Annotated in this window: 15 protein-coding genes; all 15 read left to right on the top strand. The window is 43.0% G+C overall.

Annotated features, from left to right (window positions below; genetic code table 11):
- Nucleotides 1–5 precede the first annotated feature (5 nt).
- The 15 genes from ACTO17_RS11240 to ACTO17_RS11170 all read left to right on the top strand — a co-directional run bounded on the left by ACTO17_RS11240 (nt 6) and on the right by ACTO17_RS11170 (nt 15,044).
- Nucleotides 6–542 (top strand): hypothetical protein, encoded by a 537-nt coding sequence (locus ACTO17_RS11240; protein WP_482558005.1) that lies wholly within the window; start codon nt 6–8, stop codon nt 540–542.
- A 2-nt stretch (nt 543–544) separates the two neighbouring features.
- Nucleotides 545–3,637: an ATP-binding protein gene (locus ACTO17_RS11235; RefSeq protein WP_482558004.1), complete on the top strand. Its 3,093-nt coding sequence runs from the start codon at nt 545–547 to the stop codon at nt 3,635–3,637.
- A 2-nt stretch (nt 3,638–3,639) separates the two neighbouring features.
- Complete coding sequence (locus tag ACTO17_RS11230) at nt 3,640–4,320, top strand: hypothetical protein (RefSeq protein WP_482558003.1); 681 nt, start codon at nt 3,640–3,642, stop codon at nt 4,318–4,320.
- Nucleotides 4,317–4,700 (top strand): hypothetical protein, encoded by a 384-nt coding sequence (locus ACTO17_RS11225; RefSeq protein ID WP_172539278.1) that lies wholly within the window; start codon nt 4,317–4,319, stop codon nt 4,698–4,700. Before ACTO17_RS11230 ends, ACTO17_RS11225 begins: the two co-directional genes overlap by 4 nt.
- A 30-nt stretch (nt 4,701–4,730) precedes the next feature.
- Nucleotides 4,731–5,849, top strand: a complete 1,119-nt coding sequence (locus ACTO17_RS11220; protein ID WP_482558002.1) for a dynamin family protein — start codon at nt 4,731–4,733, stop codon at nt 5,847–5,849.
- A 68-nt stretch (nt 5,850–5,917) separates the two neighbouring features.
- Nucleotides 5,918–6,499, top strand: coding sequence for a TerD family protein (locus ACTO17_RS11215; RefSeq protein ID WP_172539276.1), 582 nt, complete (start codon nt 5,918–5,920; stop codon nt 6,497–6,499).
- An 89-nt stretch (nt 6,500–6,588) separates the two neighbouring features.
- A complete protein-coding gene (locus tag ACTO17_RS11210) occupies nt 6,589–7,194 on the top strand; it encodes a TerD family protein (protein WP_172539275.1) in 606 nt (201 codons plus the stop codon).
- Nucleotides 7,195–7,546: 352 nt separating this feature from the next.
- Nucleotides 7,547–8,929 carry an MATE family efflux transporter gene (locus tag ACTO17_RS11205; RefSeq protein ID WP_482558001.1) on the top strand — a complete coding sequence of 461 codons (1,383 nt, stop codon included), beginning with the start codon at nt 7,547–7,549 and terminating at the stop codon, nt 8,927–8,929.
- Between the two features lie 139 nt (nt 8,930–9,068).
- On the top strand, nt 9,069–10,574 hold the full coding sequence (locus ACTO17_RS11200) for a polysaccharide deacetylase family protein (protein ID WP_482558000.1): 1,506 nt from the start codon (nt 9,069–9,071) through the stop codon (nt 10,572–10,574).
- Nucleotides 10,575–10,734: 160 nt separating this feature from the next.
- Nucleotides 10,735–11,748: a stage V sporulation protein AD gene (gene spoVAD / locus ACTO17_RS11195; protein WP_482557999.1), complete on the top strand. Its 1,014-nt coding sequence runs from the start codon at nt 10,735–10,737 to the stop codon at nt 11,746–11,748.
- Nucleotides 11,749–11,762: 14 nt separating this feature from the next.
- The gene (gene spoVAE / locus ACTO17_RS11190) at nt 11,763–12,119 is read left to right on the top strand and encodes a stage V sporulation protein AE (protein WP_172539271.1); all 357 of its coding nucleotides are present in this window, start codon (nt 11,763–11,765) and stop codon (nt 12,117–12,119) included.
- A 78-nt stretch (nt 12,120–12,197) separates the two neighbouring features.
- On the top strand, nt 12,198–12,680 hold the full coding sequence (locus ACTO17_RS11185) for a hypothetical protein (protein WP_172539268.1): 483 nt from the start codon (nt 12,198–12,200) through the stop codon (nt 12,678–12,680).
- 199 nt (nt 12,681–12,879) lie between these two features.
- Entirely contained in the window at nt 12,880–13,839 is a 960-nt protein-coding gene (locus tag ACTO17_RS11180; protein ID WP_482557998.1) for a carbohydrate kinase family protein, read from the top strand.
- A gap of 63 nt (nt 13,840–13,902) precedes the next feature.
- Nucleotides 13,903–14,223: a rhodanese-like domain-containing protein gene (locus tag ACTO17_RS11175; protein ID WP_172539269.1), complete on the top strand. Its 321-nt coding sequence runs from the start codon at nt 13,903–13,905 to the stop codon at nt 14,221–14,223.
- 581 nt (nt 14,224–14,804) lie between these two features.
- Nucleotides 14,805–15,044, top strand: coding sequence for a hypothetical protein (locus tag ACTO17_RS11170; protein ID WP_482557997.1), 240 nt, complete (start codon nt 14,805–14,807; stop codon nt 15,042–15,044).
- Nucleotides 15,045–15,079 lie beyond the last annotated feature (35 nt).

Below are 15,079 nucleotides of genomic sequence, written 5' to 3'. Positions count from 1 at the left end.
ATATGATGGAGAAAATTGCGGCATTAGAGGATGCTATATCGAAAAAAAGTTTGGTTGGAATCTATAGTGTTTTTTATACGATAGCACATGGGGATCCGAATTTTTCAACAAATAAATTCAGGAATGTCCTTGAATATGTGAAGACAAAAAATATTTCCGGGCTGCTGCAGGAGTTTGATGGGGAAGACTTTGAGCCGGAGGAAAAATGGGATGAGGATTACTGGGCGCTGGTAGCTTCTTCCCTGATAGATAATTTTTGTGAAGAGAGAATTCAGCATCTTGAAATTGTCGGTAAAAAAGTGTATCCATTAAAAGCATCGGAGGAGAATAAAAGCCCCTGTAAAATTCCAATGGAAGAGGGGGCGCGGCAAAGTGAAAAAGGAAAAGCAGCGAAGAGGAAAAAGATGATGTCTGGTGAGCAGGGAAAAAGAATAATTTCAGAAGAGAAGAAAAAGGAAGTGAAAGCGAATCATGCGAACCGAATCCGTAAAAGCGGTGAGAGTTTATTGAGCCGGATACTTGGTTCCAGATCAGGGAGGTAGATATGCCGGAGCAATTACAGAAATTTACGCAGAGCCAGGAAAAAATAAACGCGGCGTTTACGCAGGCAGATAATATAATCATGAGAAAGTATATGCCGGAGATAGGTAACTATCCGATTAAAGATATTCCGGCAGAAATAGCGGATGCGAACATTAATAGCGTGCTTCGTATGAATCAGATAACAAAGATTGTTTATGATGCAGATGAGAATAATTTGGATAAGCTTATGAATGTTTACAATTCAGTAGCTTTGTGCGGCGGAACCCTTATACATATTATCTTGAGTGACGGCAATAGCGTTGAATATTATATTGGAACCAGAACAAGTAATATCAACGAAATTTCAATATGTCAATCGGTGCTGTCCGGAACCTTTGAAGGAAATTTTCCGGGATCAAAATTAATTCAGCAGGACAAAGCAGGATTAACAGCTTGTCTGAATAAAGTATTTTCGTCTTCTGCCCTCGGGCAAAGTCCTGTGATCAGCGCCGTAAGCGGCATACCGGGTTTGAGAAGTGAGAATAATAAAGATTTTGTGCAGGGGATGGAAAAGCTGATTGATTCAATGTCAGGAAAAAAATATGCCATGATTACAATTGCTGAACCTGTATCCTCAGAACAATTATTAGAATTAAAGGATAATTACGAGGAAATTTTTTCTCAGCTGTCGCCCTTTGCCAAGATTACACAGACATATTCAGAGTCTGACAGCAGTGCGTTAGCTGAAAATATTTCGAATGCGGTAACAGAATCTGTTGGAAGCACCATAAGCAGCACACGTAATGTATCGAAGACCAAGTCCAGGGGAAAAAGTAAGGCGATAAGCCCCAGCATAATAGTTCTTTCAGGAAGTTTTGGCACCAATTCCGGGGAGTCAAATCAGACAGGCTTTTCTCATAGTGATTCTCAGAGCAGTACAAGCGGAAGGACTCAGACAAAAGGAACAACAGATACATTTACAACAACAACAGGGCAAACGCTGCAGCTTGTAAGGGATAATAAAAAAGTAATCGATTTGCTGCAGAAAATTGAGAAACAAATAGAACGGATAGACGATGCAAAAGACAATGGTTTGTGGAGTACGGCGACATATTGTATATCAGATGACACACAGACCAGTAAGACGTTAGCAGGGACATTACAGTCATTGTGCAGAGGAAAGAAAGATACGGTAGAAAATTATAGTATTAATACCTGGATGGATCCTTACAAAACAAAACGGATAGAGGCATATCTTAAGAAAATGATGCATCCTCTGTTTGAAATGAATACTGGAAATGAGCCGGTAGACATTACGCCTGCGTCCATGATAAGCGGCAGTGAGTTGGTAATTACTGCCGGGCTTCCGCAGAAAGCGGTGAATGGCGTTTCCATAAGTAAGATGGTTTCTTTTGCAAGGAATGTTTTTATAGAAGATGGGCAATGTGAAGCAGGGAATACCATTCTATTGGGAAATGTATATCATATGGGGAAAAGAGAGCAGGCAAAAATTGAAATTGATCTGGAAAGTCTTGCTTCTCATATGATGATTACAGGAACAACTGGTTCCGGTAAATCAAATACAGTTTATCAGATATTATCGGAGGCCCGGAAAAATGGCGTCAAATTTTTAGTGATTGAACCGGCAAAAGGCGAATATAAAAATGTTTTTGGAAATGAACAGGATGTTCATGTTTTTGGCACGAACAATAAGATGGCAGAGTTGTTGAAAATCAATCCGTTTTCCTTTCCGGATGAAATACATGTCCTTGAACACATTGATAGATTGATAGAGATATTTAATGTATGCTGGCCTATGTACGCGGCAATGCCTGCTATTCTAAAAGACGCGGTTTTACAGGCGTATCAGGTTTGCGGATGGGATTTGGAAAATTCAGAAAATATATTAAAAAGCAAGAAGAGTTATCCATCTTTTAAAGATGTTCAAATGCAGATAAGAAGGATATTGGATACGTCTGATTATTCTGAAGACAACAAAGGAGATTATGCGGGAGCGTTAATTACCAGGGTCCGTTCTTTGACTAATGGAATTAATGGCCAAATGTTTACTGCGAATGAGGTATCCCCAGCCATTTTGTTTGAAGAGAATACGATTATTGATTTAAGCAGGATCGGTTCTCAGGAAACAAAATCGCTGATTATGGGGATTGTCGTAATGAAGCTCAATGAATACAGAATGGGCCGGGCAGATGGATGTATGAACCAGGAATTGAGCCATATCACAGTTTTGGAGGAAGCGCATAATCTTTTGAGAAATACGCAGGGGAGGTTTTCAGCGGAAGGGGCTGATATGGCAGGAAAATCCGTGGAGATGATTACGAATTCGATTGCCGAGATGAGAACGTACGGAGAAGGTTTTGTGATAGTGGATCAATCGCCCAACGCAATTGACATTTCTGCTATAAGAAATACCAATACAAAGATTCTTATGAGACTTCCTGATGAAAATGACAGGCAGCAGGCAGGAAAATCAGCGGCGATGACCGAGAAACAGATTCCGGAACTGGCCAGGCTTCCGAAAGGAGTTGCGGTTGTGTATCAAAACAATTGGTTGGATCCTGTATTGTGTAAGATTAATAAAGCGGGAATCATGGAACATCCATATAGGTATCGTCCAGAGGAAGCGGGCGGGATGAATCGTGATGCAAGACGGATGATTGTTATGATGCTTGTGGGAAACAGGATGGATGAATATTTAGATATTTCAACAGAATTGATAAGAAATAATATTGAAGATCTTAACTTGCCGTCAGAAAGTATCATTGTCATTCTGGATGCAATTGAGAAGCTTGAGAACGGGGGTGTCCCAAGTATTCTGGAAGAGGAATCATTTGAGAAATTAAGCGACGTGGTATGCGAATTGGTGAAGTATGATGGATTTAAAAATGTAATTATCTCAATGGACGAAGTGAATGGGCTTCAGGAACAGATACATAATCATTTGGCGTCAATTCTTGGAGAACTGTCCGTGGAATTAGAATTGGCAATCACACAATGCGTGATGCGTAAGATGGTGAAAGAGGACAGAGGAAAAGCTTCGCTTTACGCAAAATGGCGCCAGTATGCAGTAGCCAGACGGAAGGAAGGATGTTAAGGATGATAGGTGAGATTGCCAAAGCTGCTGAAGTGGCGGGGGAAGCAGCGAAAGGGATGTCCGAAGAGACAAAGAAAATGGTGAAAGAGCTGGATAAACCATTGAATGCTTCTGATGTTAAGGAAGCAGGAGACATTAAAGAGAATGATTTTAAGGATTTGTTAAAAGAACTGGACAGGCCGTTGAATGCGGAACTAGAAAGAGAGGCGGAGCCTCAAACAGAGAGAAAACCAAATTTGCCGGAAGACGAAGGTGTGCCTGAAAATGATTGTCTGCAAAACGGATCAGATGCAAATCAGGAATTAGAAAGGCAGGAAATCTCAAATTCAGAGATAAGGGACAGACAGGGCGGAAGGTTTGGAGATATCTTTAAAGAGGGTGAGGGCGATAAAACAGAGATTCATCATATGCCTGCAGACAGTGTTACAGAATTGTCGCGCAATGATGGTCCGGCAATCAAGATGGATAAATCGGATCACAGGGAAACGGCAAGCTGCGGAAGTTCCCGCGAAGCCAGAGCGTATAGAGAACGTCAGAAAGAGCTGATAGATGAAGGTAAATTTGACGAGGCTGTACAGATGGATATCGATGATATCAGAGAAAAGTTTGGAGATAAATATGATGATGCAATAAATGAAATGCTTGCGTATATTGACGAATTAAAGGAGGCAGGAAAAATATGACAGAATGGAATGTAAATCCCAAAGACAATGTTAACGGGCTCAAATTTGGAATGGACAGAGAGTCGGTGCGGGAGCGGTTAGGCGCGCCTGTGAAAGAGTTTAAAAAGTCTAAATATAGTAAAAATACTACAGATGATTACGGCGGATTCCATGTGTTTTATGACGCCGAAAACAATTTTGAAGCTGTTGAGATTTTTGAAGGCACAGTTTCGGTTGAAGGAACAGTGCTGTTTCCCGGAACGCTTCAAAATATACTGGATTATGATGAATCCTTTGAAAGGGAGGATGACGGCTGTACCAGCGTTAAACTTGAGATAGGAGTATATGCTCCGGATAACTGCACGGAAAGTATTTTGATAGGCTGTGAAGGGTATTATTAAAATCAGTAAAAGCCGTAAAGGGAGAGAGTAATGTTAAGCAGATTTGGGATCAACAATGGAGAGATCATCCCAGTATGTGTAATGGCCACAATGAGTTCCGGTAAATCTACTTTTTTGAACGCAATTTTAGGAGAAGAGATATTGCCTGAAAAAAACGAAGCTTGTACAGCAAGAGCATTGGCTGTTCTGAATCAGCCGGGTACAGCTGAAGCAAAGGCATATATCCGAAAAAATGATGGCAAAAATTATGCTGTTGATATCTCTTACCCCAGTACAGTTTCTAAGATAAACGCTGACGAAAATGTATTAGATGTTTTGATTGTAAAAGATATACTTACATTAGAGAATACAGACAAGGCGATTGTATTAGTTGATACGCCAGGCGTGAATAATTCCGGGGATTTGAGGCATGCGGAAAGAACAAAAGAGATTCTTGAGCATTTAGAAAAAGGTATTATCATCTATCTTTTAAACGCAACGCAGTTAGCGACCAATGATGATGAACTGCTCCTTCAAATGGTGGTCAGCCATGTGAAACATCATAAAGATGTGAAATTGATTTTTGTCCTTAATAAGATTGATATGCTGGATGAGGAAAAAGAGAGTATTCAGAATACGATGGAAAATGCATCGCAATATATTAAAGATCATGGGATAGATGGGTTTGAGATTTTTCCCTTATCTGCCTTATCAGCGAAAGTGTTTCGATTAAAGTTAAATGAAAAGAGATTGACGAAAACGGAACAACGGTATTTGGATCAATGCTATCAAGAATATCAGGACGAGAGCAAAAGCATGCTTAGGTTTGCCCATTCCTATAATCAGATGAATAAGGAATATTTTGTGAATCATAAAAGAGTATCAGAATATGCATTGCGCAGGGCTATTGAGAATACTGGAATTGTTGAGATTGAAAAAGAGATAGGCAGATTAATCATATCTTCAAAGCGGCAGCTGCCTGAAAATATTGATGAACTCAATGAGTATGTTAATTTAGAAGGGGTTTATTCCCGGAAAAGAAGAACTAAGAATCCGGCAAATTACAGTGGCAGGATCAATTGGATATGTAAAAAATGCAAACAGATCAATGGAGAGGAACAATCATGTCTATACTGTAAGGCGCCGAATGTAAAATGGAGAGCAGTATGATAAATATTTTCTCAGCTTAAAAAATGAACGATAAAATTATATAAATAGCATTAAAGGAGGCAATTACAATGGCAATTAATTTATCAAAGGGACAAAAAGTTGACTTGACAAAAGGAAATCCGGGGCTTAAGAATATCATGGTAGGGCTTGGATGGGATGTAAATGCATTCGATTCGGGCGCTGATTTCGATCTTGATGCAGCAGCATTTATGCTTGGGGCAAATGGAAAATGCCCAACAGATAAGGAATTTGTTTTTTATGGAAATTTATCGCATCCGAGCGGCGCTGTAAACCATATGGGTGATAACCTTACAGGTGAGGGAGAAGGTGATGATGAACAGGTGCAGGTTGATTTATCAAAAGTACCGGCAAATGTTGAGAAAATTGCATTTACAGTGACAATATACGATGCAGAAACAAGAAAACAGAATTTTGGGCAGGTTTCCAATGCATTTATTCGTCTTGTGGATGAAGCAAACGGGGCGGAACTGATTCGGTATGACCTTGGAGAAGATTTTTCAATTGAAACGGCGGTAGTTGTAGGAGAGCTTTACAGAAACGGAGCAGAATGGAAATTCAATGCCATCGGAAGTGGATTTCAGGGGGGACTTTCAGCACTTTGCGGACATTATGGCATTGAAGTGGCATAGGAGAGTACATACTGAGGAAAAGATATTGAATATAAACGGATTAGCGCATTGTATAACAATTGCAGGAGACATAGAACAGGAGATTAGGTATGGCAATTAATTTACAAAAGGGTCAAAAGGTGAATCTTGAGAAAAAAACATCCACGGGTTTGGGGGAAATTTTAGTAAACTTAAATTGGAATTCGAGACCTGTGAAAAAAGGTTTTTTGTCAGGTTTACTCAGTGGCAATCAGGGGATAGATTTAGATTTAGGATGTTTATATGAATTAAAGAATGGGGAAAAAGGGGCAGTTCAGGCATTGGGAAATGCATTTGGAACCCTGAATCGGGCACCATATATTATGTTGGATGGAGATGACAGAACCGGCGCGGCGGCAGCAGGTGAGAATCTCCGAATCAATGGCGACAAACTGTGTGAATTTAAAAGAATTTTAGTATATACATTTATTTACGAAGGTGTGGCAAACTGGCAGCAGGCCGATGCAATTGTTACAATAAAGTATCCAGGTGCAGAAGATATAATTGTAAAGATGGATTCTTATAATTCATCAAATATCATGTGTGGATTAGCGCTGTTTGAGAATCAAAAGGATCAGACATTCAGCGTTGAAAAAATAGTACAGTTTTACCAGGGACATCAGGCTTTGGATCAGGCATTCAATTGGGGAATGAGGTGGAAGGCTGGAAGAAAATAGGATACTATGGATTTTTAAGATGTTACTAAAAAAGATAAGTTGAAGTTAATACAAGCATTTTAGCAATAAATAAGTCAGTATACGGGCGCGTGTTTGAAAAAATAAATGGCATAACGTCCAGTGTCATTGGCGATATTGTACAAACAATTATTTTCTTATTGCATAGCTTCTGGGAAAGTGATAGAATAGCCTGGATGTTCGAAAAACATTACCTTTTTCTGGCATCTGGGGAATGTTATGTTACTTTCCCGGGAGCATTTTTTTGTGTTTTACAAGGGCACCGGGCATTTTTGGCCCTGATGGATGAATGTCCGGAAAGCGGCTTGTTTTAGAATAGAAAGGGTGGGATCAAATGGCAAAAAGCGTAACAAAAGACATGACAAACGGCAGTCCTATGAAATTAATTCTGCAGTTTTGCATTCCGCTGTTTTTCGGAATGCTGTTTCAGCAGTTTTACAGTATGATGGATACAGTGATCGTAGGAAAGTTTCTGGGAGTGAACGCCCTGGCGGCAGTGGGAGCCACAGGCTCCATTAATTTTATGATCATCGGCTTCTGCATGGGAGTGTGCAACGGCTTTGCAATTCCGGTGGCTCAGCAATTCGGGGCCGGGGATTACCATGCCCTGCGCAAATATGTGGCAAACAGCGCGTGGCTTACCATAGCGTTCGCAGGAGTGATGACTGTGGGAGTATGTGCGCTCTGCCGGCAGATTCTGATGTGGATGAATACGCCGTCAGATATTATGGACGGCGCGTACGGATACATATTTATTATATTTCTGGGAATTCCGGTCACGTATCTGTATAATCTTTTGTCCGGGATTATCCGCTCTCTGGGAGACAGTAAAAGTCCGCTGATTTTCCTGGTATTTTCTTCGATATTGAATATTGCGCTGGACATGGCGCTGATTCTTGTATTTCGTATGGGAGTGGCGGGGGCCGCGTGGGCAACGGTGATTTCCCAGGCCATTTCAGGCATTGCCTGTTTGATTTATATGATGAAACGATTTGAAATTCTGAAAATTACAAAAGAAGAATGGCGGCTGGACGGAAAATATGCAGCAGTCCTCTGCAATATGGGAATTCCCATGGGGCTGCAGTATTCCATTACCGCAATCGGAAGCGTTATTTTGCAGACTGCCGTGAATATGCTAGGTTCCACAGCAGTGGCTTCCATTGCGGCGGCTTCCAAAATCGGCTTGTTTTTCTGCTGTCCCTTTGAAGCCATGGGCTCTACCATGGCCACTTATGCAGGACAGAATGTGGGAGCCGGCAAACTGGATCGTATTTCCAAAGGAATAAAATCCACCTGCATTATGGGCCTGGTGTACTCTGTAGCTGCGTTTGTATTGCTGACAGTTTTTGGAACCACCATTGCCCTGCTTTTTGTGGATGCTTCTGAAACATTAATTCTCCAGAATGTCAGATGGTTTCTGATGATTAACAGTGCCTTCTTTTTTCCGCTGGCTCTTGTGAATATTGTCAGGTTCACCATTCAGGGCCTTGGATTCAGCCGGCTTGCAATTCTGGCAGGCGTCTGTGAGATGGCGGCCCGCAGCATTGTGGGGTTGGGCTTCGTGCCGGTGTTCGGCTATATTGCCGCCTGCTTTGCCAGTCCCATTGCGTGGATTTGCGCAGATTTGTTTTTGATACCTGCTTACCTGTATGTGATGAAAAAACTGCGGGAAATGCTGGAAAAAGATCCAGGGAATTCCGGCGGTATTCAGACATAAAGAGTTCACTGGAATCCTTTAAGAAATTTTAAGAAAATTTTCATGGAAAGAGGGTTGATTTTTTCATGAAATCCGTCATATGATAGAGAAGAAAGATATACGATAGATTAAAGAGAGTATGGACAGGGAGAAGAAAGCAATGGAGAAGCAGAGAGAAGAAATGAGAAGGCGGGCAAGCAAAGAAAGACAAAAGAGATATTTTAGAAAACGGCTGATCACCACACTGGGCCTTCTGTTGGTGATTACCGGAGTTGGCGTTACAGCAGCAGCGGTGGCAGCCAATAAAAAGAAAGAGAAACAGAAAAATGCCAAAGACGGCGTTGTGGAGACGGTTGCAGATCCGGCAGTGAATGAAACGCCGGAGCAGAAGGAGCAGCCGAATCAGAAAGAGGAAACAAAGGAACCGGAAGCTGCATCCTGGGAAACTGTGCTGGCAGAGGCAAATCTGCTTGCGGAAATGTACGATTATGACGGCGCCATGGAGAAAATCAAGGGTTTTTCTGGATACGAAAGCGTAGGAGAGCTGACAGGGGCTATTTCCGATTATGAGGCCCGCAAGGCGGAATGCGTTCCGGTGGATATCAGTACGATTCCCCATGTATTTTATCATTCACTGGTGGTAGATCCGGGCAAAGCTTTTGCCAATCAGGAGACAGACCCTCAGGCAGTGGGCAATAATCAGTGGATGACCACGATAGATGAGTTTAACAAGATTACCCAGATTATGTATGACCAGGGCTACGTTCTGGTGGACTTAAAGGATATTGCCCAGGAAACTGTGGATGACAGCGGGGCCACTCATTATACGGAAGGCACCATTATGCTTCCTCCCGGTAAAAAAGCATATGTAATGTCTCTGGATGATTTGTCTTATTATCATAGTTATGATGGATATGGTTTTGCCTCCAAAATGGTACTGGACGAAAACGGCAAGCCCAAATGCGAATATATCCAGGATGACGGTACGACAGTAGTAGGCAATTTTGATGCCGTGCCGCTGTTGGATCAATTTATTGAGGAGCATCCGGACGCCTCCTATCACGGAGCTAAGGGAACCATTGCGCTGACCGGATACAACGGTGTGCTGGGATACCGTACCGATATCAGTTATCAGACAGTGCCGGAGGATATCAATGCGGACAAGAAGAAATGGTTGGAGGAGCATCCTGATTTTGACCTGGAAACAGAGAGGGCAAAGGCAAAGGAAGTTGCGGATGCCATGAAAGCGGACGGATGGAAATTTGCAAGCCATACCTGGGGCCATATGAAGGTTGGAGAGGCTTCCATGGAGCGGATTCAGGCAGATACCGTCAAATGGAAGGAAAACGTGGAGCCCATCGTCGGTGAGACGGATGTTATTATTTTTGCCCACGGCCAGGATTTGGCAGGATGGCCGGAAGGCTACGTGGCAGGCAATGAGAAATTTGAATATTTAAAGAGCAATGGATTTAATTATTACTGCAATGTGGACTCTGCTGCATATAATGTCCAGATCCGTGATAATTATGTAAGGATGAGCAGGAGAAATCTGGATGGCTACCGAATCTATTACAATTCCATCGGTGAGGAAAATACGCTGTCTGATTTGTTCAATGCATCAGAGGTTATTGATCCCAAACGGCCGGCGGTGCCAAAGCTGCATTAACTTTATATTTAAAAGCTGCAAAACAGTATGCTGCACAAACTATAAGCTGCTGTTTTGCAGCTTTTTATAATACAGAAATTTCTGGCCTTCTGTTTTTTCAGAGTAAAATGGAAAATAAGGGACATAATAACCTCAGGAAAATATTACAGGAGGAAAAATTATGTCGCAGACAGTTGGGACACAGAGTATCCAATTTGAGCAGGCGCCTTATATCTTAAGCAGCGCCAGTATTGTAGGCACAAAAGAAGGAGAAGGTCCGCTAGGAAAATTTTTTGATGTGGTAGGCTCTGACGATAAGTTCGGGGAAGAGACCTGGGAGGAGGCAGAGAGCACTCTTCAGAAAGAAGCCGCTGTTTTAGCCCTTGGAAAAGCGGATCTGAAAAAAGAGGACATCCGCTATATTTTCGGCGGCGATTTACTGGGGCAGAATATTGCAACTACTTTTGGATTGATGGAATTGAACGTTCCCTTATTCGGCCTGTACGGCGCCTGTTCCACTGCAGGAGAGTCCCTTGCCCTCGGAGCAATGGCAGTGGCCGCAGGATATGGGGAACAAGTGCTGGCGGTTACCTCCAGCCACTTTGCCAGTGCGGAGAAGCAGTTTCGATTTCCCCTGGAGTACGCCAATCAAAGGCCCCTATCAGCTACCTGGACGGTTACCGGAAGCGGAGCCTTTATACTTGGAACAAAGCGGAGCCATCTCAGAATTACCGGAATTACCCCTGGAAAAGTGGTGGACTACGGCGTGAAGGATTCCATGAATATGGGAGCGGCCATGGCGCCTGCGGCCTGTGACACCATTTACCAGAACCTTGCGGATTTTAATCGTCAGCCGGAGGATTATGACAAAATCATTACCGGGGATTTGGGAACGGTGGGGCAGGAAATTCTGATTGATTTGCTGAAAAAGAAAGGAATCGACATTTCCATGGTGCATATGGACTGCGGAATAGAAATATTTGACAGCGAGACCCAGAATACCAATGCGGGAGGAAGCGGGTGCGGCTGTTCTGCCGTAACGCTGAGCGCCTATATTCTGCCCCGGCTGGAACAGGGAACCTACAAACGCATCTTGTTTGTTCCCACCGGCGCGCTGCTGTCCACGGTAAGTTTCAATGAAGGGCAGAGTGTTCCGGGGATTGCCCATGGAGTTGTGATAGAATATGCCGGATAAGGAGGGCTTTTGGGATGGATTATTTTAATGCGTTCTGGGTGGGCGGATTGATATGCGCACTGACCCAGATTTTAATGGAAAAAACAAAAATGCTGCCGGGCCGGATTATGGTGCTGTTGGTGTGCAGCGGAGCCGTTCTGGGCGCTTTGCAGATTTATGAGCCTTTTCGGGAGTTTGCGGGAGCAGGCGCCAGCGTTCCGCTGCTGGGCTTCGGCAATACCCTGTGGAAAGGGATTGAGGAATCAGTGCAGTCGGATGGATTTATCGGAATTTTCATGGGCGGTTTTACTGCCAGCGCAGTGGGAATTTCGGCCGCTCTTGTATTCGGATATCTGGCAAGCCTGATTTTTCAGCCCAAGATGAAAAAATAAACAGACGGGTATAAATTTCAATGATTTTGCCCACATTAATACAGCGAAAGAAAATTTTATGAAAAAGGAGATTTTATTATGAAACAGTTTAGAAAAGCTCTGATCGGATGCCTGCTGGTGCTGGTATTGAGCAGCGTGACCGCCTGCGGCAGCCGGGACAATGACAATGCAAATGACAAAAACAATGCCACTGAAAATGGAAACGGAACCACGAATAACGGAACCACCAATAATGGAACTACGAATAACGGAACCACCAATAATGGAACTACCAATAATGGAACCACGAATAACGGAAACGGAACCACCAATAACGGAACCACCAATAATGGAAACGGAACAACTACCAATGGGACAGGCAACGGCACCCTGACCGATGATGTGGAAAATCTGGGAGATGACATTATAGACGGTGTGGAGGATCTGGGAGACGACGTGGAAAACGGCGTGGAAGATATGACAGACGGCAAGGACGACAAGACAAATAACAATACCAACGACAAGAATAATACCGGAAATAATAAAGATACCAACAAAACAAATACCAAGGATAAAAAATAAGAACGGAATTTGAAATGCCTGCAGGCTGCGGTTCCTGGCTGATGATTTCAGCAAAAGGGGGATTGCAGCCTGATTTTTTGCTGCAGAAATCTTCTGTTTATGAAATAAAACAAAAATTTCTGGTGAGAGTGAGACAGGGAGTGAGAAAAGTGCTATAATATAATTCATAAAAATATGATGAGTATAACAGGAGGAAACTATGGACGTTGTTGCATTAGGTGAATTATTGATTGACTTTACAAAGAATGGGATCAGTGAACAGGGAAACGGCATGTACGAAGCCAATCCCGGAGGCGCTCCCTGCAATGTGCTCTCCATCCTTCAGAAGCTGGGGCATTCCACAGAATTTATCGGAAAAGTGGGGAAGGATTCTTTCGGAGAACTGCTGAAAGGGGCGATTGAGGAACAGGGAATCGGCACAAAGGGTCTGTTGTTTGATGAGAAAGTGCCCACCACCCTGGCATTTGTACATACTAAACCCGACGGGGACAGAAGCTTTTCTTTCTATCGGAGTCCGGGCGCAGACATGATGATTCAGAAATCAGAGGTTTCAGAAGAGCTGATCCAGTCCGCGAACATTTTCCATTTTGGCAGCCTTTCCATGACCTCTCCCCAGGCGGAAGAGGCAACCAGACATGCCGTTGAAACAGCCAAAAAGAATCATGTACTGGTGTCCTTTGACCCCAATCTGCGTCCGCCTCTGTGGGACAGCCTGGATACTGCCAAAGAAAAAATTGCCTACGGCCTTACCCAGTGTGATATTTTAAAGATTTCAGATAATGAAATTGAATTTATGACCGGAGAGCAGGATATCGAAAAAGGGATACAGATAATTTTGGAGCAGTATCATATTCCGCTGGTTTGCGCCACCATGGGAAAAGACGGAAGCAAAGCATTTTACAAGGGGAACATTATCACAGGAAAACCCTTCCACTCAGACGACACCATTGAAACAACAGGAGCCGGAGATACTTTCTGCGGATGCATGCTTCATTTTGTCCTGACCCACGGCATGGAGGGCCTGATGCCTGAAGTATTAAAAGATATGCTGGAATACGCCAATGCAGGAGCATGCCTGGTTACCACAAGAAAAGGAGCGCTGCGGGTGATGCCCTCTAAAGAAGAAATTGAGGCGTTTATGGCGGGAGGCTCCCAATAATTTTATCAGGAGGGCTCTCAGTCTGGCGTCTATGTTTCGTCTGCCGGAAAGGAGGGAATATGCGTGGGACTTTTTAAGAAAAAACTGACAGTAAATGAGGCGGTCAATAAAGCGCGGACCACAGAAAATGCATACCTGATTGACTGCAGAACCAAACCGGAATACAAAAGCGGACATGTTTCCGGGGCAATCAGCTGGCCGGCGGATACCATGACAGAAGAACGCACACTCCGCAGGTTTCAGGATAAATCCGCAGAGCTTTATATCGTGGGCAGCTATACCCAGAAGCCGGAAGCGGTTGTGAAAAAGTTTAAGAAGATGGGATATAAAAATGTAGAAGCCGGCGGGTTGATGGAAGAACATCATGGGCTGCTGACAAAATAGCGGATTTATGGAAAAGATTTTTTAGATGTGCTTTGGAACAGCGGTGAATTTTCTACATTAGGCTACGGACGGAAAAACCGGATAGCCCGTTCACCTGCAAACGGTGCGACGTTCTGGCAAACTAAGAGCGCACATGAATAGTTTGCTAGGTGAAAGGGCAATCCGGTTTTTTCTGTGTATCGAAATATAGGTTGTTTGCAGCAGGTGCAAAGTGTGGGCTCATTTGAAATATGCTTTGGCCCCTTGGCGAAGCTGCTATTTTAGGATGGGGTATATTCAACCGCCCTGTTCGAGCATCTTACCGACAGTGCTTCCTATCTTTACATACGATTACAAGGCAAAGAATGAACGTCAGGAAGCTAGAGGAAAAAGTCTGTTCATCAATGCGGAATATATACAGGCAAATGTCATTACCTGTTAAAAAAGAGATGACGGGTTCTGATAAGTACCTTTACCGATGACAGTTATGTTTAGGACCTGTGAGGAATCATCCTTGAATATAGGATGGTTTTTTTGTATAATGAAACCAAGAGACACCTGATTATTTCCCCGCCCAAAAGGCGGGATGAAAGGAAGAAGGAATGGAAAAAACGGATATTGCAAAATATACTATTAAAGACAGCGTTTTTACGAATTTATTTCAGGATAAAAAATACCTGATACAGTTATACAGGGCACTTCACCCGGAAGATACAGAGACTACGGAAGATGAACTGAAGGACATTACGATTAAAAATATATTAGTGGATGCGTGCTATAATGATTATTCCGATTCTTGGTTTATCCCGATTTTAACACAGGCAGACTGGGAAATGCAATAAATAACTGCTTTCCCAGCCTGTCTTTTCTTAAAAAA

It is taken from the genome of Petralouisia sp. (assembly GCF_056822245.1).
This window is presented reverse-complemented; position numbering and strand designations above follow the sequence as displayed.

What these genes read in the sequence shown, in the direction of transcription:
- ACTO17_RS11240 (WP_482558005.1), top strand. Translation starts at nt 6, where the DNA reads ATGGAGAAAATTGCGGCATTAGAGGATGCTATATCGAAAAAAAGTTTG.
- ACTO17_RS11235 (WP_482558004.1), top strand. Translation starts at nt 545, where the DNA reads ATGCCGGAGCAATTACAGAAATTTACGCAGAGCCAGGAAAAAATAAAC.
- ACTO17_RS11230 (WP_482558003.1), top strand. Translation starts at nt 3,640, where the DNA reads ATGATAGGTGAGATTGCCAAAGCTGCTGAAGTGGCGGGGGAAGCAGCG.
- ACTO17_RS11225 (WP_172539278.1), top strand. Translation starts at nt 4,317, where the DNA reads ATGACAGAATGGAATGTAAATCCCAAAGACAATGTTAACGGGCTCAAA.
- ACTO17_RS11220 (WP_482558002.1), top strand. Translation starts at nt 4,731, where the DNA reads ATGTTAAGCAGATTTGGGATCAACAATGGAGAGATCATCCCAGTATGT.
- ACTO17_RS11215 (WP_172539276.1), top strand. Translation starts at nt 5,918, where the DNA reads ATGGCAATTAATTTATCAAAGGGACAAAAAGTTGACTTGACAAAAGGA.
- ACTO17_RS11210 (WP_172539275.1), top strand. Translation starts at nt 6,589, where the DNA reads ATGGCAATTAATTTACAAAAGGGTCAAAAGGTGAATCTTGAGAAAAAA.
- ACTO17_RS11205 (WP_482558001.1), top strand. Translation starts at nt 7,547, where the DNA reads ATGGCAAAAAGCGTAACAAAAGACATGACAAACGGCAGTCCTATGAAA.
- ACTO17_RS11200 (WP_482558000.1), top strand. Translation starts at nt 9,069, where the DNA reads ATGGAGAAGCAGAGAGAAGAAATGAGAAGGCGGGCAAGCAAAGAAAGA.
- spoVAD (WP_482557999.1), top strand. Translation starts at nt 10,735, where the DNA reads ATGTCGCAGACAGTTGGGACACAGAGTATCCAATTTGAGCAGGCGCCT.
- spoVAE (WP_172539271.1), top strand. Translation starts at nt 11,763, where the DNA reads ATGGATTATTTTAATGCGTTCTGGGTGGGCGGATTGATATGCGCACTG.
- ACTO17_RS11185 (WP_172539268.1), top strand. Translation starts at nt 12,198, where the DNA reads ATGAAACAGTTTAGAAAAGCTCTGATCGGATGCCTGCTGGTGCTGGTA.
- ACTO17_RS11180 (WP_482557998.1), top strand. Translation starts at nt 12,880, where the DNA reads ATGGACGTTGTTGCATTAGGTGAATTATTGATTGACTTTACAAAGAAT.
- ACTO17_RS11170 (WP_482557997.1), top strand. Translation starts at nt 14,805, where the DNA reads ATGGAAAAAACGGATATTGCAAAATATACTATTAAAGACAGCGTTTTT.